Genomic DNA, 20,786 nt, shown 5'->3' with positions numbered 1-20,786 from the left:
GCACGTGGCCTCAGGAGACGACGGGCCGGGCGCAGTGGCGGCCTACGGCGGAAGTTCGTGTGACAACCCTCACGGTGGGTGGGACAAATCAGTTCGGTATTACGGCGAACTCGTGCTCCCATTGGCGACATCCAATCAAGTGGTTTCGCAAATGAGTAAATGCACGAGGAGGTCGTACCAATGGAGCTCAAGCGTCTGCGTACCGCCGCTGTTCTCGCCTGTGGTGGCGGAATGGTCGTTCTCTCGCTCAGCGCCTGTAACTTCAGCGGAAACGCGTCGGCGTCGGGGAATTCACCGGAGTCGTCGTCCGCCCCGACCGCGTCGGCGGCGCCGACCTCCTCCTCCGGCAAGACCGGAAGCGGCCGCACGCGCAGCAGGCCGACGACCGCCGGTCAGGGCGATACACCGAGTTGCATGGGCTCTGAAATCCACGCCGAGATTCAGGTTCAGAATTCCATGTCCGAGGAGCAGGGAAACGGCACGCTCATTCTGACCAACAGGTCGAGTGAGACTTGTCTGATTCCGGCCGGATGGGCGCCGATCGGTACCGGCGGCCCGAACTACACGCCGCTTCCCGCGACGCGGACCAACTACCCCGGCCGCGGCAGCACCATCACGCTGCGCCCTGGCCGATCGGCCTTCGCCGGGATGAAGTGGCACACCGGCCCGGACTGTGGCACCACTTCGGGGCTCGGCGTCGCCTGGCACAGCACCTGGATCCCGCTCACGTACAAAGGCCTGGGCGGTCGGCGGCCGCCGATCTGCGACTCCCTCACCCTGGGCACGATCCAGCCCAGCATGGAGGGCGTCAACTTCACCTGACCCGACGCCGACGGCCTCGCACCTGTCCGCACGGACGCGACAGGTGCGAGCCGGTCTGCTCGGGACGCCCGGGAGCGGCAGCCGAACGCGTGGGCAGCAGCAGGGCGGGGAGCAGCCCGAGCGCGGCGACGGCGGTCAATCCCAGCAGCGCCGGTCGTGTCGCCTGGGCGGACGCGGACGCCGCCCGCAGGGAACCAGAGGTCAGGAACCCTTCCGCCTGCAGCAAGATGGCCGCGACCGCGATGCCGAGGGTCGGGCCGACGTTCATGGCGGTCTGCTTGAGTCCGCCGACGACTCCGGCGTACCCGGCAGGGGCGTCGCCGACGACGGTGCCGGTGGCGGTGACCATCACGGCGGCGAAGCCGGCGCCCATCAGCGCGAAGCACATGCCGCTCACCGCCCACGTGCCGGTCGAGGTCAGATCGGACATGCCGAGGACGCCGAGGGACAGCAGGGCCGAGCCGATGCCAGCGGTGCGGCGTGGCCCGTACCGGCGCACCGCAACGCCGGCCGGCGGCGCACCGAGGACCATGAGCACCGTCAGCGGCAGGACGCGCAGCGCCGCCGACACGGGGCTGAGCCCCTGGATGTCCTGGAGCAGGAAGGTCGCCACGAACAGGGCTCCGAACATGCCGCCGGCGGTGAGGAGAAGAAGCGCCATGGCGGCCATCACCGGGATCGAGCGCGCCACTGCGGGCGGCACGATCGGCTGGGCGGTGCGGCGTTCGTGGACGACCAGGAGTACCGCGCCGGCCGTGGTGCAGAGCAGGCCTGCCGGCGTCGGGCCGCCGGTCCAGCCGTGCGCGGGCACGCCGACCAGGGTGTACACCAAGACGGCCAGAACACCCGCGACCAGCGCCGCGCCCACGGCATCGAGCCGCTCCGGTCGGCGGCGCGCGGACTCTCGCTGCGCCGGTACGGGCGCCGGCATCGCCATGGCGACCGCGGCGATCGCCAGCCCGACGGGCACATTGACGACGAACACGCTGCGCCAGCCCAGGTGCGCCACCAGCACACCGCCGAGGACCGGCCCTGCCGAACAGGCGACCCCGATGGCGCTGGTACGGACGGCGACCGCCGTACCGAGCCGGTCCGCCGGGTAGGCCAGACGCAGCAACGCCAGCGTCGCCGGCTGAAGCAGGGCACCGAACACTCCCTGCACCACGCGAAGACCGATCACCCAGCCGATGCCCGGCGCGAACGCGATCCCGCCCGAGGCCGCCGCGAAACCGAGCACGCCGCACAGCAGCAGCCGCCGATGGCCGTACCTGTCGCCCAGGCGTCCGGCGACGACCAGCAACGCGGCCACGGCGAGCAGGTAGCCGGTGCTGGTCCACTGCGTCTGCGCCACACTGGCGCCGAGGTCGTGCCGGATGCTGGGCTGGGCCATGACCAGCACGGTGCCGTCCAAGGCGACCAGCATCGCGCCCGCCGCGCTGGTCGCCAGGGCCAGACGTCGCCGGACCACGTCGCTCACGCGTCCGCCGCGCCCAGGTGGGCGTCGATGACCGCGTCGATGAGCTGGTCGAGCCGGTTGCCGGTCCGCGGAGAGTCGTCCTCGCCCAGCGCCAGCCCGATGCTGCCCCACCCCCACAGCTGGGTCAGGCCATGCACGTTCGCCCACAACGCGACCGCGGTCACCGCCGCCGGGACGTCCTGCGGGCCCTGGTCCTCCTGTTCCCGGCAGCGGGTGACGAGTTCGACGATGCGGCCGAACAGCGGCAGGGTCGCCTCCCGCAGTTGGGGTCGGCCGGCCGCGCGCGCCTGTCCACGCAGCAGATCGTGCCGGAACATCAGCTCGAACATGCCGGGGCGCTCCTGCGCGTACCGGACGTACGCGGAGGCCAGCGCCCGCAACTGTGTCCGCGGTGACGCGGCCTCGTCGACGGCCTCGGCGAACCGCCCGGCCAGATCGGCGAATCCGCGCCGGGCGATCGCCGACAGCAACGCCTGGTGAGTGGGGAAGTACCGGCGAGGCGCGCCGTGCGACACGCCCGCTCTGCGGGCGATCTCCCGCAGCCCCAGGGACGCGACGCCCTCGGTCAGCACCAGCTCCACACCGACATCGACCAGCCGGTCCCGAAGAGGTTCCTCCGACTCCATAGACACTGTCTACCAGTCACCGTAGACAGTGTCTACTGTCGAGCTGTCGGGTTGGCGCCGGCTTTTCCGCTGTCGGCCATTACCGGCCGTTGACCCGGCTCGACAACGATCAATACGGTGAGTCAATCGCCTCGCCCGGTGCGAGGCGGCCCTGGACTCTGCGATCGAGGTGGCGATGGGCAGGCGAGAGGCGCCGGTTCCGGACGGGCCCCTGAAGGAGTTCGCCCTCGCGCTCCGCGCGTTGCGCGTCAACGCGCCCGGTGCGCCGACCTACCGAAAGCTCGCCGACGAAGCGCACTACTCGGCCTCCGTCCTGTCGGTGGCCGCCGCCGGTCGCCGGCTGCCGAGCCTGGACGTCACCCTCGCGTTCGTCAGGGCCTGCGGCGGCGACACCGGCGAGTGGCGGGAGCGCTGGACCAGGCTGCACGCCGAGCTCCAGGCCCACCACCCGGACCTGATCCCCGACCTGGCGCAGGGCCCCGACGGCTCGCCCGCCGGACCAGAACCGGTGACGGCGGACGATGACCCGCCGTCACCGGTCCCGCCGCGGACGCGCTTTCACGGGCCGTTCCTGCGCCTTGGTCTCGGTGCCGCCGTGATCGTGGTCCTGGCCGCCGCAGCCGCCTTCGCCGCCGATGAGATGTCATCGTCCGGAGCGAACGGTGCGGATGCCAGGCACCACAGCACGACGACACCATCGCCACAAGCCTGGACCGCGACGTCCGGACCATCGTGTGCAACGGGTCCCGCCATTCCGATCGACACCACCGGTTCTTGGACGCCTCTCCCGGGCAGCGCGACCGGCAACTGCGGAGAGGCCCTGACCCACCGGACGACCGACAACAGCAATGGGGCGAACTGGGTGTTCAAGCCCGGCGTCGGCAAGACCTGCACCTTCAAAATTTATATTCCGAATTCAACCGCCATTACCGCGAGGAACGTGACCTACCAGGCCTGGGACACGCTTCCCGGCAAGCACTTCCCCCAGAATCGCATCGGTGGCAACGTCCGGGCGGACCAGTTCGCCAATCGGGGCGGCGCGATAACGATTACCTTCGGGCCGACCAAGAATGGCACCATCGACCTGCAGATCTACGACAACTACCCGGATCATACGATCGAGGTCGCCGACACGGTCGCCGCCACCTGCCGCTGAGCGTCGTTCGTTCACCCGTCCTCCCGTGAGCCCCCTGAGGGTTCCGCCGCCGAGATGCCGAGGGCGGAAAGGAACGCCGCGGCGGCAGGGGACGGTGGGAAGCGACTCCAGATGAGGTGCTCCATGCGGGCGGGAGCGTCGCGAAGCTGGAGGACCCGCAGATCGGGGAGGTCGGAGACGAAGGCGGCGGGCATCATCCCGATGCCCAGGCCCTGCCGGATCAGGCGGGCCATGAAGTCCACGGTCGTCACTTCGAAGGCAACCTCCCGCCGGACTCCGGCCGCCGCGAACGCCTCGTCCGACTGGGCCCGCGCGGCGCTGCCCAGGGGAAAGTCGACGAACGGTTCATCCGACAGTCGGTGCAGGTCCACGCGTTCCTTGTCCGCCAGCGGGTGGTCGGGCGCCACCATGGCGACGAGGTCGCCGCGCGCCAGTTCGCGGCCGCGGACGCCCTTGGGGGGTGCGCCCAGGGGAAGCCCGAGGAAGGCGACGTCCAGGGTGCCCTGCCGTACCCGTTCGATCAGCTCCTCGCTCGCGCCCGAGCGGAGGCTGATCCGCACCTGCCGATGCCGCAGGTGGAACTGTTTCAGCGCGGCCGGCAGATCGACCGCCGTGACGGTGGGGATGGCGCCGATGGCGAGCCGGCCGCGGATCTCGCCGAGGGCGGCCGACACCTCGGCGTGGGCTCGGTCGGCGGCCTCGAGAGCCTGGCGGGCCGCGGGGAGGAACGCCTCGCCGGCGGGGGTCAGCCGGACGCGGCGGCTGGTGCGGTCGAACAGCTTGGCGCCGAGTTCACGTTCCAGCCGGGCGATCTGGTGGCTCAGCGCGGACTGGACGACCATGCACTGCTCGGCGGCGCGGGTGAAGTTGCTCGTCTCCGCGACGGCGACGACGTAGCGCATCTGCTGAAGCTCCATGGATCAATCGTGAAACACGATCGGTCCGATGAAAAACATGCGTTGGACTCATTGATGTCCCCTCACCGAGGCTGGGGCCATGACGGCGATGAGACCTCACACGGACGGCGGCCTGTCGCGAGGGCTGCTCTTGCTCATGTCGGTGGCGACCGGGTTGGCGGTCGCGGGCAACTACTTCGCGCAGCCCCTGCTCGACGTGATCGGCCGGAAGCTGGGGATCGGGCCATCGTCGGCGGCGCTGCTGGTGACGGCCGCACAGGTCGGGTACGCGCTGGGGCTGATCCTGCTGGTGCCGCTCGGCGACCTGATGGAGCGGCGGCGGCTCGCCGTGTCGCTCTACGCGGCGACCGCGGTGTTCCTGCTGGTGTCGGCCATCGCTCCCAGCAGCACGGTGCTCTTGGCCAGTACGGCCCTGACCGCGCTGACCTCGGTGGGAGCGCAGGTCGTGGTGCCGTTCGCGGCGACGCTGGCAGCCCCGGCCGAGCGTGGCCGGGTGGTCGGCACGGTGATGACCGGGCTGATGCTCGGCCTGCTGCTGGCGCGCACCGCGTCCGGAGCACTGTCGGAGCTGGGCGGGTGGCGGACGGTCTACTGGGTGAACGCGGCCCTGATGGCACTGATGGCCATGCTGCTGCGCACCTTCCTGCCCCGGCTCGGCGGAGACGGAGAAGGCCGGTCCTACCCCGGCTTGCTGCGCTCGACGATCGCGATGTTCCGGTACGAGCCGTTGCTGCGGTGGCGGGCGGGCATCGGCGCGTTGAGCCTCGCCTCGTTCAGCGTGCTGTGGACGGCGCTGACCTTCCTGCTGGTGCGGCCGCCGTACGGCTGGTCGGAGTCGGCCATCGGCCTCTTCGGCCTGGTCGGTGCCGTGGGCGCGCTGACCGCAACGGTGGCGGGGAGGCTGGCCGACCGCGGGTATGTACAGCTCGTTTCCGGTGCCGGGACGGTCCTGCTGGTGGCGTCCTGGGCGGCGATCGCGGCGGGCGGCCGCTCACTGGCCCTGCTGCTCGCCGGCGTGATCGTGCTGGACCTGGCGCACCAGGCCGTGCTCAACAGCAGCCAGAACGTCCTCTACGCGCTGCGGCCCGAGGCCCGCAACCGGATCAACTCCGCCTTCATGACCACCCTTTTCGTCGGCGGCGCGGTGGGGTCCGCGCTGGCCTCGGTGGTCTGGGTGCACGGCGGCTGGACCGGCGTGTGCGTCTTGGGCGCCACCCTCTCGGCCGGGACCGTCGTGCTCTGGGTCCTGGAGCGCATCACCGTCACCCGGGCGGCACCCGACGTCGCCCGCGATCTGGTCCGTGTCCCCGCTACCACCAAAGGAGAATGAGCGTGTCGCGCACCGTTCTGATCACCGGAGCCACCGGAACCGTGTCCACCGCGCTGATCAATGCGATGGAAGGGGCCGACCTGGACCTTCGTGCACTGGTCCGCGAAGAGTCCAGAGCAGACGGCCCGCGGAGCGCCGAGGTCTTCGTCGGCGACCTCGATGACGCCCGGTCGCTGCCGCCCGCCTTCGAGGGCGTGCAGGACGTGTGGCTGCTCACGCCGAACGGCCCCCGCGCTCCGGAGCACAACATGAACGCCGTGTGGGCCGCGCGGCAGGCCGGCGTGGAGCGTGTCGTGCGCCTGTCCGCCGTCGGCGCGGCACACGACGCGCCGAACCGCAGCGGCAGGCTGCACGCGCTGTCCGACCGGGAGACCGAACGGTGCGGCATGCGCTGGACGATCCTGCGTCCGCACTGGTTCATGCAGAACCTGCTGAACGAGGCGGGCGACATCTCCGCCACCGGTACGTTCTCGCTGAACATGGCCTCGGCGCGGATCGGCATGATCGACGTACGCGACATCGCCGAGTGCGCCGCCCGTGTGCTCCTCGACGACCCGGATCGCCACCACGGTGAGACGTACACCCTCACCGGCCCGCGCTCGCTGACGTTCGACGAGGTCGCCGGCCGGTTGAGTCTCACTCTCGGCAGGTCCATCACGTACCTGCCGGTCAGCGACGACGCCAAGCGCAAGACGCTGCTCGGCCACGGCGTCCCCGGATGGATCGTCGACATGCTCGAGGAGTACGCGCAGGCGTATGCCTCCGCGTGGGGTGACTTCACGACCGACACGGTCGCCGACCTTCTCGGCCGTCCTCCGCGCGACATCGCCGACTTCGTCCGCGACCACGCCACGGCGTTCGGCTCGACCGACGACTGAACCCGCACTCAGCCAGAGAGGACATATAGGTGATGCGATCAATCAGGGTCCCCGGGGCGATTCTCGCCGCGCTCACACTCGCCATCGCCACGGGCGGTTCCGCCGGAGCGACACCGGACCGGCCGGCCGGCACATTTCCCACATCGATCTCGTTGCCCAAGGGCTTTTAGCCCGAGGGCATCGCCACCGGCCTCGGCCCGTTCGCCTTCATCGGCTCCATGGCCGACGGCTCCATCTACCGCGCCGACCTGCGCACCGGACGCGGCGCGATCTTCAGTCGCGGGCCCGGCACACCATCCCTCGGGATGAAGATCGACCCGCCGCTTCGACACGCCGCCGACCCGGGACACGCCGTACAATGCCGTCGCCATTCCCCGCCCCTGAGCGCCGGCGTTCAGGGGCGAGACCCGGTGCGGGAACACCTGATCACGGAGGTTGCTGACCGTCATGGATGACCGTCGCCGGGCACTGCTCGATGAGCTCTACGCGGATGGGTCGGCCCACGATGCCCGGCAGTCGGACCGGCTGCTTCGGCGACGCAACTTCGAGCCCGACGCGGCCGAACTGCTGACCCTGGCGGTCCGCATGACCGGTGCGCGCGACATCGTCGAGATCGGAACGTCCAACGGCTACTCGACGATCTGGCTCGCCGACGCGGCTGCCGACACCGGCGGCACGGTCGTGAGCGTGGACACCGCGAGCATCGACGAGGCCGGTGAGAACCTCCGCCGGGCCGGACTGGCCGAACGCGTGCACCTCATCCAGGGCGACGGCGGTCGCCATCTGGCGGAGCTGCCGGACGGTAGCGTCGACCTCCTCTTCCTGGACGCCGAGCGCACCCAGTACACGAGCTGGTGGCCCCACCCGGTTCGAGTCCTTCGTCCGGGAGGGGTGCTGGCGGTCGACAACGTGCTCGCTCCCAGCCCGGACGAGCTGACCGGCTTTCTCGCCCTCGTCACCGGGGACGACAGGGTCACCGGGAGCACCGTGTCCGTGGGGAAGGGCCTGCACCTCGCCTGGCGCCGTACCGGCGGATAGCGCCGGGCGAACCCGGCGCCTCCGTCACTGAGGACGGGTCAGCCGGACGTATCCGTATGGGTTGAAGAACAGGTCGTCCTCGTCGCAGCGGTCGTACGGGCCGGTGCGCAGCGACCATCGGGGGGCGTCCTCGGCCATCCGGAAGCCGGCGCCGTCCTCGATCTCCTCCGCGCGCGGATCGGTCAGCAGGTAGGTCGCCAGCGTGTCCAGGTGCGCGACCAGGTCCGGCACGCCGTCCTCGGTCAGCTGCTCCTCGTCGACCTCGATCTCCACCTCGGGCGCGCCGAGCAGGTGCATGCCGCAGCTGTAGAGCACCTCACCGTCGTAGATCGGCCGCTTCACCCAGGCGGTGACGAGTGCATCGGCGAGGTCTTCGTCCTCGGCGCTCGCCGCTCGGTCGGCCAGGGCGAGCCAGCGGTCCCGGCCGTGCGCGATTCCACTGCTCTCGTTCTTCACCGCGGTGGCGCCGGACCGCAACAGAGCGGCCGTCGCGGCCAGTAGCCGCCGCGAAGTGTCGGCCGCCAGTTCTCGCATCATCGGCGCGGACAGCAGGTAGCCGACGGTGTCGTGGGACTCGACGGCGTCCCAGTCCGAATCGTCGAACGAGGCCCCCGCCATGCTGGCCTCGAACGCCTTCGGCATCCGAGGATCGGGTTCGGTCTGGGAGTACTCGCGGTCGAGCACGAAGCCGCCGAAGTCGGCGGCGATCCGTTCGATCTCCGAGAGGTCAAGCCCGGAGCTGAGTACGCACAGCACATGGCGAGGAATCGCGTCACTCATCCGAGCACGTTATCGATCATCACGAACGTTCCGCGCCCGATTCCCCGATGCCGAGGCCTTTAGCACGGTGAATAGGTGAACCCTGCTGTTTCCCGATAGCTTCGGCCCATACAAATCCGCGAGGACCCGTCTGGGGGGCGATGTCAGTTTCAGACGCCGGTTCGTCGGTGCCGGTCACCGTGCTGCTCGTCGAGGACGATGAGGTGATCAGGAAGACCGTCGCGATGGCGCTGGAGCGCTACGGCTATGGGATGAGCGTGGCGGGTGATGGTCTCACGGGCCTGGAGTCGTACCGGGAGCAGCGGCACGATCTCCTTTTGCTGGACGTGATGCTGCCGGTGCTGGACGGTATCGGGTTGTGCCGGAGGGTCAGGGAGTGGAGCCAGGTACCGATCCTGATGATGTCCGCGCGCGGTGACGCGCTGGACGTCGTGGCGGGGTTGGAGGCGGGAGCCGACGACTACGTCGTCAAGCCCGTGGACACCTCCGTGCTGGTGGCCAGGATCCGTTCCCTGTTGCGCCGGGCCGCGTTCCGGCCGGGCTCCGGGACTTCCCCGGAGCCTGCTCCCGACGTGGCCTCCGACCTGGTCTTCGGGGATCTGACCATCGATCCGGGAGGTCTGGAGGTACGCCGGGCCGGTGAGCCGGTGGCGCTGGCGCCCACCGAGTTGCGCCTGCTACTGGTGTTCGCGGCGAGTCCGGGGATCGTGCTGGACCGGCGAACGCTGCTGCGCGACGTCTGGGACTACGGGTGGGACGGTAACAGCCGCGTCGTCGACCTGTGCGTGCAGCGGCTGCGCAAGAAGATCGGCGGCGAGCGGATCGAAACGGTCCGCGGCTTCGGCTACAAGCTGCGGCGCTGACGTGGGAAACGCCATCGTCCGATGGACACGTGGCCTGCGGAACTGGCGATCGCTCCGGTGGAGGATCGCCGCGTTGGCGGCCGTGGCGTCCTCTGTGGTCGCGCTGGCCGTCGGGCTCCTGGTCCACAAGACCACCCTCTCGTGGTTCATGCACCAGGCCAGGGCACGGGCCTACGTCGCGATGGAGCAGGACGTGGCGACCTACCGGCGTACGGGCACCGCACCCTCGGACGAGGGCGACCCGCGACTGATCCCGCCCGCCCTGCTCGAGCGGGTGGACAGGTCGGGGCAGTACGCCACCTGGTACGACGACCGGCGGCCGGACATCCCCTGGATGTGGGCGGCGCAGCGGGTCGACGGCCGGGTGCTGTTCGTGCAGATGGACATGACCAGCGAGAGGCTCAGCCTGCAGGCCCTCGACCGGCATGTCATGGAGGCGTCGCTGGCCGTGCTGGCGGTCGTGGTGCCCTTGGCGGCGCTGGTCGCCGAGCTGCCCAACCGGCGACTCAGGCGGGTCGCCCGGACCGCACGGCGCATCGCGGACGGCGATCTGGACGCCCGGGCGATGATGGGTGACCCTCGTGGCCGGCGTGGCGACGAGATCACCGAGATCTCGGTGGCCGTCGACGAGATGGCGGGCGCGCTGCAGGAACGTTTGCGCAGCGAGCAGCGGTTCACCGCCGATGTGGCCCATGAGCTGCGCACTCCGCTGATGGGCCTGGTCACCTCCACTGAGCTGCTTCCCGACGGCGAGGTCACCGACCTCGTGCGCGACCGGGTGCGGGCCCTGCGGTCGCTGGTCGAAGACCTGCTGGAGATCACCCGGATCGACGCGGGCGTGGAGCACGCCGATCTCGCCTCGGTGCCGCTGGACCAAGTCGTCGAGGAATCCGTAGGGCGGACGGGAGTGGAGGCCGGGCTGACGGTGACCGGTGCTCCGGTCGCCTACACCGATCCGCGCCGACTTGACCGGATCATCGCCAACCTGGTCATCAACGCGCACCGCCACGGGAGCCTGCCGATCGAGGTCACCGTGAGCGGTACGACGATCGTCGTACGCGACCACGGCCCCGGGTTCCCTGAGGCGCTGCTGGTGGACGGGCCAGGGCGGTTCCGCACCGGCGCGGCCGAACGCGGCCGGGGCCACGGCCTCGGCCTGACCATCGCCACCGGGCACGCGGGAGTGATCGGCGGCCGCCTGACGTTCGGCAACGCACCGGACGGTGGCGCGATCGCCACGCTTCACCTGCCGGCCGACGACCGGCCCTCATCCCCCGGTTGATACAGGCCTGATACACGTCCGAGCGGCGGGGGATACACGACCGCGAGGCGTGGAGAACCGCGCCCGGCATGGTGGCCGACGTGCACCACCGCACGTCACAGCGACCGAAGGGAACACCATGCCCAGTACGCTCCACCGCCCTCGTACTCGTGTCGCGCTCGCGGCCGTCGCCTGCCTCGCGAGCGTGGTGGCAGGTTGCGGGAAAGGGGGCATTCGAGTGCCGCGGCGGGCGGCTCGGTGGCTCCCGCGTCGGGTTCCGCCTCCGCCGGCACGCAGGAGCAGCAGTACAGCGCCTGGGAGGCCAAGTTCCGGTCGTGCCAGCGACCCGGGCGCGGTGACGGTCTCCCGGAGCGTCCTGCGCTCCACGAGAGCGGTGCCCGGCACGCGCTTGTGTGAAGCCTGCGACGTGAAGGAGACCGGGACGATCCAGCTCGGACAGGTCGTCTTCGCCTCCGGCGACGTGCGCGTCGCGCAGACCGTGGCACACCTCGGCGACCGCGTCGCCGCGGGTACCGCCGTGCTGAAACTGTCGAGCCTCCGCAAGGTCGTCTCCGCCCAGCTGGGGAGCGCGAACCAGACCGTCGCCAAGGCGGCGACGTGACCGTCGATCTGCCCTCCGGCAAGACGACGACCGGCACCATCTCCGGAGTCGGCGCGCCCGAGCAGGTCGACCAGAATGGTACGAAGACCGTCGTCGTTCCGGTGACGATCAGCCTCGACCATCCGTCCGACGCGGGCTCCCTGCAACAGGCCTCGGTGCTGGTCGACTTCCCCACCGCCAGCCGCAAGAACGTCCTGACGGTACCGCCCGCCGTGTTCGCCGCCGGTATCGGCGCGACGCTCCTGATCGGAGCGGTCGCCGGCCTCTACCCCGCCATCCGGGTGGCGATAATTCCGCCAACGGCGTCGCTGAACGCATAGCCGGGCGCGATCCGTTCAGCGCCGGCGAGGACCGGCCGGGGACCGGGGCCGCCGCCCTCATCGGACCTGTCTCGATAATGATCGAGGGACGGGCGTGGAGTAGGGGCCGCCTTAGTCTCCGGGATTTCGGCCGGATATCGCTGATACAGGGCCGATACACACCTAAGCGGTCACCAAAACAGTGTCGCGGCGGACCGGACACCTTCGGCGTTCAAAGTGGCTGGTGCATGCGAATCCCGCATGCGAGTCCCTGGAGGTCTTATGCACCCTGTCCGCCCCCGGCGGTCGGCCGCCACTGCCGTACTGGCCCTGGCCGCCGCTGCCCTGGCGCTGACCGCGCCCCTGATGGCCGCCTTTCCGGCGCAGGCCATTGTGGGTGGCACCGAGTCAACCCGGGCTTACTCGTTCATGGGTTCGTTCCAGCCGTCCTTTCCCCGGCCACCGCGCCCGGATGGACACGGCTGTGGGGTGGAGGTCCTTGCGCCGCGATGGGTACTGACCGCCAGCCACTGCGCCGGAAGGAATCCGACCGGGGCGAAGGTGGGGGTTCCGCGTGGCTGGAAGGTCCGGATCGGATCACTGGACACCACGTCCGGAGGCGAGGTCGCCGAGGTCGACCATTACTACCGGCTGGCGACCAACCGCGATGAGGGAGGGTTCTGGGGTAGGGACCTCGCGTTGATGCACCTGCGGACCCCGGTTCGGGCCAAGCCCGTGCGGATCGCCTCGACCACGCCACCGGACAACACGCCCGTCCGCATCATCGGCTGGGGCATGACCTGCGACGACAGCAACAATCCGGCGTGTTTCCCCACGCGGCTGCGGGAGGCCGACACCGTAGTGCAGCCGATCTCGACGTGTCCGTCGGCCGCGCCCAGCGGAGAGTTGTGCATCGGCAGCCGCGACGGCAGCGTCGCCGCGAGCAACATGGACTCCGGCGGCCCCGCGCTGGTCCGCGACGGCGACCGGTGGGCGGTGGCCGGTGTGGTCAGCGGCCCCGGCGGCGACAAGGCACCGACGCTGTTCACCGATGTCACCCGGCACGCCGACTGGATCAACGGCATCATCACCGGCACCAACGTGCCCCCCGATGACCAGATCCCGAACGTCGAAGGCGCAGTGGATCTGAACGACTGTACGGGCTCAGTGGTGCGCACCCCCGCCTCCCGGCCGAAGGACCCGGCGCTGATGCTGACCAACGGTCACTGCGTGCAGGGACAGCGGCCCGCGCCCGGAACCGCGCTAGTGGACCAGCCCGCCGATCGCGAGGTGCCCATCGCCGACCGCCAGGGCTACCCCCAGACCACCGCCCGCGCGAACCGCCTGGTGTACGCGACGATGACCGGCACCGACATCGCGATCTACCGCCTGGACAAGACCTACACACAGTTGAGGGCCGAGGGCGCGAAAGTCTTCCAACTCACCTCCACCCCCGTGCGCGCAGGCGACTCGCTGACCATGGCCTACACCAGCATCCGCTTGAACTGCACCGCCGAGGCCGTAGTCACGCACCTGCGGGAGGGCGGCTACCAGCAGGACGACTCGATCCGCTACGCCACGAGTAAAGACTGCACGCCCTGGCACGGCACATCCGGTTCGGCGCTGCTGGCCCCCGACGGCACCACGGTCGTGGGGATCCACAACACCCACAACGACGCCGGTGAGCAGTGCACCGACAACAATCCCTGCGAGGTGGGCCCGGACGGGGCCGTGACCTCCGTGCAGGGCCGCGGCTACGGCCAGCAGGTTTACATGATCGCGGCCTGTCTGACCCAGGGATCGAAGCTGGACCTGTCCCGCCAGGGCTGCACCCTCACCGGTGCCACGCCCCGCCCTGACCACCACGACGGTCACTCCGGTGACCACAACCGGCACAGCAGCCCTGGTGCCCACAAGCGCTGACCCGATCAACACCGCCGGCGGGCATAGCCGCATTTCTCCGACTCGTCGTCTCACCGTTCGGAGGCGGGGTGGACGAGACCGGACTGGTAGGCGATGACGACCAGTTGGGCGCGGTCGCGGGCGTGCAGTTTGGCCATGGCGCGGTGGACGTGGGTGCGCACCGTCAGGGGGCTGACGACGAATTTCCCGGCGATCTCGTCGTTGGAGAGCCCCTGCGCGGCCAGGGCCATCACCTCGCGCTCGCGGTCGGTGAGGGCGGCCAGCCGCTCGGGGGGAACCAGGTGGTCACCGGGTTCGGGGGCGGCCAGGAAGCGGGTGATGAGCGCGCGGGTGGCCGCAGGGGACAGGAGCGCGTCGCCGGAGGCCACCGTACGGATGGCGGCGAGCAGGTCGTCGGCGGCGATGTCCTTGCCGAGGAAGCCGCTGGCGCCGGCGCGCAGGGCCCGCGCGACGTACTCGTCGATCTCGAAGGTGGTGAGGATGAGGACGCGCGTGGCGGACAGGTCCGGATCGGCGCAGATCTCGGCGGTGGAGGTCAAGCCGTCGGTGCCCGGCATGCGGATGTCCATGACGACGACGTCGGGGTGGTGCGCGCGTGTCTGCTCCACGGCCTCCCTGCCGTCGGCGGCTTCGGCGACGACTTCCAGGTCGGCGCAGGAGTCGATCAGGATCCGGAAGGTCTGCCGCAGGAGGGCCTGGTCGTCGGCGAGCAACACACGGATGGTCATCGGATTCGGTCTTCTTCCAGGGACGCGGGGTGCAGCGGGAGTTCGGCGGTGACCTGGAAGCCGCCTTCGAGACGGACACCCGTTTGTAGGCGGCCCCCGACCGACAGGGCGCGTTCGCGCATGCCGACGAGCCCGAAGCCGCTGTTCGGCGCCGGTCGGGAGGGGGTTGGTCCGGAAGGGGCCGGTCCGCCTCCGTCATCGGTGACCGTGATGGTCAGCCGGTCCTGAGAGTAGGCGAGGTTCACCTGCGCGGTCGACGTGTCGGCGTGCTTGGTGACGTTGGTGAGCGCTTCCTGCACGATTCGGAACGCGGTGAGATCCACCCCTGGTGACAGCGATCGGGGTTCCCCTTCGGTGCTGACGGTGACCTTGAGCCCGGCGGGCTCGAAGGAACCGGTCAGGTCGGACAGCCGCGCGAGCCCGGGGACCGGTTCGGTGGGCGCGGCCGGGTCGTCGGCCTGGCGCAGGAGCCCGACGGTGGCCTTGAGTTCGCGCAGCGCCGCGGAGGTCGTGCCGGAGAGGTCGGCGAGGATCTTCTGGACCTGGTCGGGGTGGGTGCGTACCAGGTGCGCGGCGGTGCCGGCCTGCATGTTGGCCAGGACGAGGTGGTGGGCGACGACGTCGTGCAGTTCGCGGGCGATGCGCATGCGCTCGGCGGCGACCCGGTGCCGTGCCTCCTCCTCGCGGGTGCGCTCGGCGTACTCGGCGCGGGCTTTCACCTCCTGCACGTAGGCCCGCCGCAGCCGGACCGCGCTGCCGAGCACGGTCGGCAGCAGCAGCCAAGCGGCGGGTCCGACCCCCCTGAGCAGCAGGACGGTGAGACCGCCGGCCACCTTCGCGTCCAGCGGGTGACCGCTGGGGCCGAGGAGAAGGTCGGTGCCCACCACGAGCAGTGCGGCGGCGGAAAGGGCGTAGAGCCGGGTGGACCTGCGGTCGATCTGGGTCGCCAGCGAGTACAGGGCGGCCATGAGCGGTCCCAGCAGCAGGACCGTCAGCAGGTAGCCCAGCGCGGCCATGGCCACGGCGCAGGCGGTGGTCATCGCGACGGTGGCGCGGGGGTGACTGCGGTGCCACAGCAGCGCGGTGGAGGAGATGCCCGCCAGCAGCACGCCGGGCCACCACGGGACCCCGAGGTGGCCCGTGGTGCCGGGGAGCCCGACCACGCTGCCGGGGAAGGAGCAGGCGAACAGCAGCAGTGACACCACCACGTCGACGGGGCGGAGCTGGACGTGGAGGCGGTCACGCAGGTCTCGCCACCGGCTTGTACTCATTGAACGGGCTTCCTGTCGGTGCTGTGACCAGCGTGGACGACGATTCGACGGTATGCGAGGAGAGCCACCGCAGCGTCCTATGGGGAGAAGCGGCACGGCCACCCGGGGGTGGCCGTGCGGCCCTGCGTTACGCCCTAGTGGACGGGTTCGGGTTCGGGCTCGGTGTCGGGCAGACGGGCCGGGGAGGTCGAGGCTCGGCGGCTCAACGCTTCTCCCTCCACGTCGATACGCGGGAGCAGCCTGTCCAGCCAGCGCGGCATCCACCACGCCCGGTCGCCGAGCAGGGCGAGGACGGCGGGCACGATCGCCATCCGTACGACGAAGGCGTCGAACAGGACCGCGATGGCCAGGCCGAACCCGATCATCTTGATCATGGACTCGCCGGCGCCGATGAACCCGCTGAAGACCGCCATCATGATCAGTGCGGCGGCGACCACCACTCGGGCGCTGTGCCGGAATCCGGAGGCGATCGCCTGGCCGGCGGGTTCTCCGTGGACGTACGCCTCCCGCATGCGGGTGACCAGGAAGACCTCGTAGTCCATGGCGAGTCCGAAGACGATGCCCACCAGGAAGATCGGCATCATGCTCATGATCGGTCCGGTCTGGTGGACGCCGAGGAGGGCGGCGAGCCAGCCCCACTGAAAGACCGCGACGACGGCGCCGAGGGCGGCCAGCACCGACAGCAGGAAGCCCACGGCGGCCTTGAGGGGCACCAGCACGGACCGGAAGACCACCAGCAGGAGCAGGAACGCCAGGCCCACCACGACCGCCAGGTAGGGGATCAGCGCGCCCTGGACCTTGGCGGCGACGTCGATGTTCACCGCGGTGCTGCCGGTGACCTCGAAGGTCGCTCCGGTGGCGGATTCGGTGGCGGGGCGTTCGGCGCGGATGACCTTGACGAGGTCCTTGGTCTTCTGGTCGGTGGGGCTGGTGGCCGGTACCGCGGAGAAGACCGCGGTGTCGCCCGCGGGGTTGAACCGGGCCGGTGAGACGGAGACGACCCCGGCGGTGGCGCCGATCTTCTCGGTGATCGTGTTCACCGCGGCCTTGGGATCCCCGGCTCCCTTGGCGTCCACGACGATGGCCAGGGGACCGTTGAAGCCGGGTCCGAACCCCTTGGCGAGGTCGTCGTAGGCGCGGCGCTCGGTGGTGGAGGTGGGCTTGGCCTCGTCTCCGGGCATGCCCAGCTGCAGGTGCGTCACCGGCAGCGCGATCGCTCCCAGGCCCGCGATGCCGGCGAGGAGCACGGGGATGGGGAAGCGCAGCACGAAGGCGGCCCAGCGGCTGCGCCGATGAGATGCGCCGCTCCGCTTCGAACCCTTGCGGACGGCGCGCGACAGTACGGCGTCCGGCCAGAAACCGAGCAGGGCCGGGACCAGGGTCAGCGCGATGAAGACGGCGATGAGGACCGCTCCCGCGGCCGCCAGCCCCATCTTGGTCAGCAGCGGGATACCGACCACCGAGAGCCCGGCCAGCGCGATGATCACGGTGAGCCCGGCGAAGACGACCGCCGATCCGGCGGTACCGACCGCCAGCCCGGTGGCTTCGCGGGGCAGATGTCCGTTGGACCGTTCCTCGCGGTAACGGGAGACGACGAAGAGGGCGTAGTCGATCCCGACCGCCAGGCCGAGCATCGTGGCCAGGGTGCCGGTCGTCGCGGACAGCCCGAAGGTCGTGCCCAGCGCCAGGATCGAGGCCATGCTGACACCGACGCCGAGGATCGCGGTCAGCAGCGGCAGTCCGGCGGCTGCCAGCGAGCCGAAGGTGACCAGCAGGACGACGGCGGCCACGGCGATGCCGATGCCTTCGGACGGCCCGCCCGCCGCGGGCCGGGTCGCGAGCGCGTCTCCGCCGACCTCGACGGTCAGGCCCGCGTCCCTGGCCCGAGCGACGGCGTCCTCCACCGTCTTCTTACTGGCGTCGGTGAGGTCGGTGGCCTTGACCTTGAAGGAGACCGTCGCGTATGCGGTCGAGGCGTCCTTGCTCACCGCGTGCGCCTGGAACGGAGAGACCGCGCCGGCGACCTGCGGCCCGTGGGCCGCCTCGGCCACGACCTTGTCGATCGTCTTCCGGTTGTCCGCCGCCGTGATCTTCTGTCCGTTCGGGGCGACGAAGACGATCCGGGCGTTCGCGCCGTTGGCCTCGGAGCCCGGGAAACGCTGGTCCATCAGGTCGAACGCCTTCTGGGACTCGATGCCCGGCATGGCGAACCCGTCGTCGGGTGCTTCGGAGGCCCTGGTGGCGCTGAATCCGACGGCGGCCATGACGGCCACCCAGAATACGGCGACGAGCCATCGCCACCGGAAGGCCAGACGGCCGAGCCGATAAAGGAATGAAGCCACAGCGGGTCTCCCATCAGATCTCGAGGTATGTCCTCGAGCCTGTCCGAGGGAGCCCGCCCCGTCGTCGTGCGGCTGCCGACACTGCGGCTACTGAGAACGCAGTACGCCGGTGTGCGCGTGTAGTGCCTTCGCAGAGGTGCCCCTGGTCAGGGGCAGGTCTTGGTGGGGTCGTCGTGGGTGAGGGCGCAGACGATGCGGTCGCCGCGTCCGGGGTAAGCCTGCCGTACGGCGGTGGCGAAGTCGCTCCACTGGCGGCGGGTGTCGGCGATGGCCAGGCGTACCGCGTGGGAGAAGTTGTCATCGACCTGGCCGCGCGGGGTGCACACGTTCTTGTTGCCCTCGGTGCAGGTGGTGGCGCCCGTACGGGGGTCGATCACGCCGTGGTCCTTGTTGAGCCAGGCGTGCTTGAGTCGGGTCCGGCCGCCGTCGGTGCACCCGGCCCGTTCGCCGGTGACGGCGGCCTTGGCGTCGAAGCAGCCGGTGCTCAGCCAGCCGGGCACCTGCGTGGCGGTCGGCTCGGGCCCGAACAGGGCGAACAGCGGGTTGATGGCGCTTTGCCGGCCGCCGGGCGGGTTGTGCACGTCGGCCGGTCCGGGTGCGGCCTCATCGGACCAGTTGCTGTGGGAGTAGAAGTCTTGGACGGCGTGCAGGGCGCGCCCGAACTCCTCGATGACGTCGCATTTGGCCCGACCTGCTACCCGGTTGAAGAAGCAGTCGGCCGGGTGCGGCGGGAACAGCGAGCGGTTGAGGCTGACCTCGCCCGGTTTGATGCGGCCCTGGCCGTCGAGCAGGTCGGCGGCTCGTCGCACGGCGGCGCGTATCCGGGCGCGAGCGTAGTTGACGCAGTCCAGCAGGGCGGCCGTGGCCCGCTCCCGGTCCTGCGGGCGGTATTGGGGACCGGCGACGTAGTCGGCGTTGTCGCAGTGGGCCGCCGAGGTCAGAATCTCCCTGGTCAGCGGGTTGTCCGGCGAGCCGACCGCCCCGAACGTTCCCTTCTTGCCCGCGACCTGGTCCAGCGACCGCGGTTGGAAGCAGTCGGCGCCGACGCCCGAATCGCACCCCAGAGCCGCCCGGGTGATGCGCTCGTGCTCGGCCAGATGACCGACGGTGCCGAAGGCGTGCGCACGCGGCGCCGCTCCCAGGATCAGAACCGAAGCGGTCGCACCCGCCACGGTGGCCGCCGCGATGGCCTTGACGGTCACCCCCGGGGAGCGCCTGGTACGAGCGGCCGATGCGATGGACGGCAGAATGGTCGGCATCATGTTCCCTCCGGTCGTGGACCCTGCACGGAGAACACACTGCAACAGATCGACTACTCATAGTGCATGCGATGGAGTGAGGGAAGACTTCCCTGTCGCAACAGCGTCATCGAGCGCCCCACAAGTCGCCGGTGATGTCGATGATCGGAGCGTTCGATGAAGATCGGGGAGGCCCGGCGTCGAGCCGGCGCGCTTGTCGAGTCGCTACGCGGCCAGGTCGCCGTCGAAGGCGCGTACCTGATCGGCTCCACCGCCACGGCGTCTTCCGACCTCGAGCTACCGGCCACCTCGGATCTCGATGTCATGGTGGTGGTGTCGGACGACATCCCGCCTCCCAAGCCGGGCAAGGTCGATATCGGCGAGGCCGTCATCGAGGTCTCGTTCGTCGCCAGAAGCAGCCTCTTGCCGCCGGAACGGGCGATCACCGACTACCACCTCGCCCACGGGCTGCGCCACGACTCGATCCTCCTCGAGGGCGACGGCTGGCTGAGGAGGTTGCACGAGCAGGTCGCGGCGACCTTCACCGATCCGCGGTTCGTCACCGCCCGCTGCGAGAACGCCCACCGCAAGATCAAGACTCTGCTCGGCGGCCTCGACCCGGCCACGCCGTGGCATCAACGGGTGAGCTCATGGCTGTTCGGGACGGGCGTGATGACCCATGTCATCCTCGTGGCCGCGCTGCGGAATCCCACCGTCCGGGTCAGATACGTCGCCGCGAGATCGGTGCTGCACGACCACGGGCTCGAAGACGTCTACGGCTGGCTGCTGCGGTCGCTGGGCTGCGAGACGATCTCGCCGGAGCAGGCGAACACGCACCTGGCACTGCTCGCGCAGACCTTCGACCAAGCGGCGAAGGTCGCCACGACCCCGTTCCCGTTCAGCTCCGACATCACCACGGCCGGGCGGCGGCTGGCCATCGACGGGAGCCAGGAGCTCATCGACCGCGGTGACCATCGCGAGGCCGAGTTCTGGATGGTCGCGACGATGGCCCGCTGCGTCGCGATCCTGACCGCCGACGGCACCCCACGGCAACGAGCCGACGCGGAAGGCCACCTGAACCACCTTCTCGGCGACCTCGGCATCACCGGCCAGGCAGACCTGCGACGCCGAGCCCGTGACGTCCTCGACTACCTGCCCACCCTCATGGAGACCGCGGACACCATCGTCCAGACCGCCACCAAGTGATCTCCGCTA

Annotated in this window: 19 protein-coding genes; 11 read left to right on the top strand and 8 right to left on the bottom strand. The window is 70.2% G+C overall.

Annotated features, from left to right (window positions below):
• The first annotated feature begins 159 nt into the window (after positions 1–159).
• On the top strand, positions 160–822 hold the full coding sequence (locus AB0I04_RS42545; RefSeq protein ID WP_360898227.1) for a DUF4232 domain-containing protein: 663 nt from the start codon (positions 160–162) through the stop codon (positions 820–822).
• Here AB0I04_RS42545 and AB0I04_RS42540 read toward each other — a convergent pair.
• Positions 815–2,299, bottom strand: coding sequence for an MFS transporter (locus AB0I04_RS42540; protein WP_360898225.1), 1,485 nt, complete (start codon positions 2,297–2,299; stop codon positions 815–817). The genes AB0I04_RS42545 and AB0I04_RS42540 overlap by 8 nt on opposite strands.
• Positions 2,296–2,925: a TetR/AcrR family transcriptional regulator gene (locus tag AB0I04_RS42535; RefSeq protein WP_360898223.1), complete on the bottom strand. Its 630-nt coding sequence runs from the start codon at positions 2,923–2,925 to the stop codon at positions 2,296–2,298. Before AB0I04_RS42535 ends, AB0I04_RS42540 begins: the two co-directional genes overlap by 4 nt.
• A gap of 175 nt (positions 2,926–3,100) precedes the next feature.
• Between AB0I04_RS42535 and AB0I04_RS42530 the strand changes: the two genes are divergently transcribed.
• Positions 3,101–4,081, top strand: coding sequence for a hypothetical protein (locus AB0I04_RS42530; RefSeq protein ID WP_360898221.1), 981 nt, complete (start codon positions 3,101–3,103; stop codon positions 4,079–4,081).
• Between the two features lie 11 nt (positions 4,082–4,092).
• On the opposite strand, the gene AB0I04_RS42525 is transcribed toward AB0I04_RS42530, so the two are convergent.
• Positions 4,093–4,998 carry a LysR family transcriptional regulator gene (locus AB0I04_RS42525; protein ID WP_360898219.1) on the bottom strand — a complete coding sequence of 302 codons (906 nt, stop codon included), beginning with the start codon at positions 4,996–4,998 and terminating at the stop codon, positions 4,093–4,095.
• Between the two features lie 88 nt (positions 4,999–5,086).
• On the opposite strand from AB0I04_RS42525, the gene AB0I04_RS42520 reads away from it, so the two are divergent.
• The 3 genes from AB0I04_RS42520 to AB0I04_RS42510 all read left to right on the top strand — a co-directional run bounded on the left by AB0I04_RS42520 (position 5,087) and on the right by AB0I04_RS42510 (position 8,244).
• Positions 5,087–6,328 carry an MFS transporter gene (locus tag AB0I04_RS42520; RefSeq protein WP_360898217.1) on the top strand — a complete coding sequence of 414 codons (1,242 nt, stop codon included), beginning with the start codon at positions 5,087–5,089 and terminating at the stop codon, positions 6,326–6,328.
• Between the two features lie 2 nt (positions 6,329–6,330).
• Entirely contained in the window at positions 6,331–7,206 is an 876-nt protein-coding gene (locus tag AB0I04_RS42515) for an SDR family oxidoreductase (protein WP_360898215.1), read from the top strand.
• Positions 7,207–7,653: 447 nt separating this feature from the next.
• Entirely contained in the window at positions 7,654–8,244 is a 591-nt protein-coding gene (locus AB0I04_RS42510; RefSeq protein WP_360898213.1) for a class I SAM-dependent methyltransferase, read from the top strand.
• A gap of 24 nt (positions 8,245–8,268) precedes the next feature.
• On the opposite strand, the gene AB0I04_RS42505 is transcribed toward AB0I04_RS42510, so the two are convergent.
• On the bottom strand, positions 8,269–9,024 hold the full coding sequence (locus AB0I04_RS42505; protein ID WP_360898211.1) for a hypothetical protein: 756 nt from the start codon (positions 9,022–9,024) through the stop codon (positions 8,269–8,271).
• Positions 9,025–9,164: 140 nt separating this feature from the next.
• Here AB0I04_RS42505 and cseB point away from each other — a divergent pair, with 140 nt between their 5' ends.
• The 5 genes from cseB to AB0I04_RS42480 all read left to right on the top strand — a co-directional run bounded on the left by cseB (position 9,165) and on the right by AB0I04_RS42480 (position 13,992).
• Positions 9,165–9,887: a two-component system response regulator CseB gene (gene cseB / locus AB0I04_RS42500; protein WP_360898209.1), complete on the top strand. Its 723-nt coding sequence runs from the start codon at positions 9,165–9,167 to the stop codon at positions 9,885–9,887.
• A gap of 82 nt (positions 9,888–9,969) precedes the next feature.
• Positions 9,970–11,169, top strand: coding sequence for a HAMP domain-containing sensor histidine kinase (locus AB0I04_RS42495; protein WP_360898281.1), 1,200 nt, complete (start codon positions 9,970–9,972; stop codon positions 11,167–11,169).
• Positions 11,170–11,575: 406 nt separating this feature from the next.
• Positions 11,576–11,770: a hypothetical protein gene (locus AB0I04_RS42490; RefSeq protein ID WP_360898207.1), complete on the top strand. Its 195-nt coding sequence runs from the start codon at positions 11,576–11,578 to the stop codon at positions 11,768–11,770.
• Positions 11,767–12,090, top strand: coding sequence for a hypothetical protein (locus AB0I04_RS42485; RefSeq protein ID WP_360898205.1), 324 nt, complete (start codon positions 11,767–11,769; stop codon positions 12,088–12,090). The genes AB0I04_RS42490 and AB0I04_RS42485 overlap by 4 nt, the downstream gene beginning before the upstream one ends.
• A gap of 261 nt (positions 12,091–12,351) precedes the next feature.
• Positions 12,352–13,992, top strand: coding sequence for a trypsin-like serine protease (locus tag AB0I04_RS42480; RefSeq protein WP_360898203.1), 1,641 nt, complete (start codon positions 12,352–12,354; stop codon positions 13,990–13,992).
• 50 nt (positions 13,993–14,042) lie between these two features.
• Here the strand turns inward: AB0I04_RS42480 and AB0I04_RS42475 are convergent, their stop codons facing one another.
• From AB0I04_RS42475 to AB0I04_RS42460, 4 genes are all read right to left on the bottom strand, one after another.
• Positions 14,043–14,720 carry a response regulator transcription factor gene (locus tag AB0I04_RS42475; RefSeq protein WP_360898201.1) on the bottom strand — a complete coding sequence of 226 codons (678 nt, stop codon included), beginning with the start codon at positions 14,718–14,720 and terminating at the stop codon, positions 14,043–14,045.
• Positions 14,717–15,991 (bottom strand): sensor histidine kinase, encoded by a 1,275-nt coding sequence (locus tag AB0I04_RS42470; RefSeq protein ID WP_360898199.1) that lies wholly within the window; start codon positions 15,989–15,991, stop codon positions 14,717–14,719. The genes AB0I04_RS42475 and AB0I04_RS42470 overlap by 4 nt, the downstream gene beginning before the upstream one ends.
• Before the next feature lie 134 nt (positions 15,992–16,125).
• Positions 16,126–18,333: an MMPL family transporter gene (locus tag AB0I04_RS42465; RefSeq protein ID WP_360898197.1), complete on the bottom strand. Its 2,208-nt coding sequence runs from the start codon at positions 18,331–18,333 to the stop codon at positions 16,126–16,128.
• A gap of 146 nt (positions 18,334–18,479) precedes the next feature.
• Positions 18,480–19,595: a hypothetical protein gene (locus tag AB0I04_RS42460; protein ID WP_360898195.1), complete on the bottom strand. Its 1,116-nt coding sequence runs from the start codon at positions 19,593–19,595 to the stop codon at positions 18,480–18,482.
• 153 nt (positions 19,596–19,748) lie between these two features.
• On the opposite strand from AB0I04_RS42460, the gene AB0I04_RS42455 reads away from it, so the two are divergent.
• Positions 19,749–20,777, top strand: a complete 1,029-nt coding sequence (locus AB0I04_RS42455) for a hypothetical protein (RefSeq protein ID WP_360898193.1) — start codon at positions 19,749–19,751, stop codon at positions 20,775–20,777.
• The last annotated feature ends 9 nt before the right edge of the window (positions 20,778–20,786 follow it).

Source organism: Actinoallomurus sp. NPDC050550 (assembly GCF_040655075.1).
Lineage (GTDB): Bacteria > Actinomycetota > Actinomycetes > Streptosporangiales > Streptosporangiaceae > Actinoallomurus.
The sequence above is the reverse complement of the archived record's forward strand: the minus strand, read 5'-3'. Positions and strand labels throughout refer to the sequence as shown.

What these genes read in the sequence shown, in the direction of transcription:
- AB0I04_RS42535 (WP_360898223.1), bottom strand. Translation starts at nt 2,925, where the DNA reads ATGGAGTCGGAGGAACCTCTTCGGGACCGGCTGGTCGATGTCGGTGTG.
- AB0I04_RS42520 (WP_360898217.1), top strand. Translation starts at nt 5,087, where the DNA reads ATGAGACCTCACACGGACGGCGGCCTGTCGCGAGGGCTGCTCTTGCTC.
- AB0I04_RS42455 (WP_360898193.1), top strand. Translation starts at nt 19,749, where the DNA reads ATGAAGATCGGGGAGGCCCGGCGTCGAGCCGGCGCGCTTGTCGAGTCG.
- AB0I04_RS42475 (WP_360898201.1), bottom strand. Translation starts at nt 14,720, where the DNA reads ATGACCATCCGTGTGTTGCTCGCCGACGACCAGGCCCTCCTGCGGCAG.
- AB0I04_RS42505 (WP_360898211.1), bottom strand. Translation starts at nt 9,024, where the DNA reads ATGAGTGACGCGATTCCTCGCCATGTGCTGTGCGTACTCAGCTCCGGG.
- cseB (WP_360898209.1), top strand. Translation starts at nt 9,165, where the DNA reads ATGTCAGTTTCAGACGCCGGTTCGTCGGTGCCGGTCACCGTGCTGCTC.
- AB0I04_RS42510 (WP_360898213.1), top strand. Translation starts at nt 7,654, where the DNA reads ATGGATGACCGTCGCCGGGCACTGCTCGATGAGCTCTACGCGGATGGG.
- AB0I04_RS42545 (WP_360898227.1), top strand. Translation starts at nt 160, where the DNA reads ATGCACGAGGAGGTCGTACCAATGGAGCTCAAGCGTCTGCGTACCGCC.
- AB0I04_RS42470 (WP_360898199.1), bottom strand. Translation starts at nt 15,991, where the DNA reads ATGAGTACAAGCCGGTGGCGAGACCTGCGTGACCGCCTCCACGTCCAG.
- AB0I04_RS42460 (WP_360898195.1), bottom strand. Translation starts at nt 19,595, where the DNA reads ATGATGCCGACCATTCTGCCGTCCATCGCATCGGCCGCTCGTACCAGG.
- AB0I04_RS42530 (WP_360898221.1), top strand. Translation starts at nt 3,101, where the DNA reads ATGGGCAGGCGAGAGGCGCCGGTTCCGGACGGGCCCCTGAAGGAGTTC.
- AB0I04_RS42480 (WP_360898203.1), top strand. Translation starts at nt 12,352, where the DNA reads ATGCACCCTGTCCGCCCCCGGCGGTCGGCCGCCACTGCCGTACTGGCC.
- AB0I04_RS42525 (WP_360898219.1), bottom strand. Translation starts at nt 4,998, where the DNA reads ATGGAGCTTCAGCAGATGCGCTACGTCGTCGCCGTCGCGGAGACGAGC.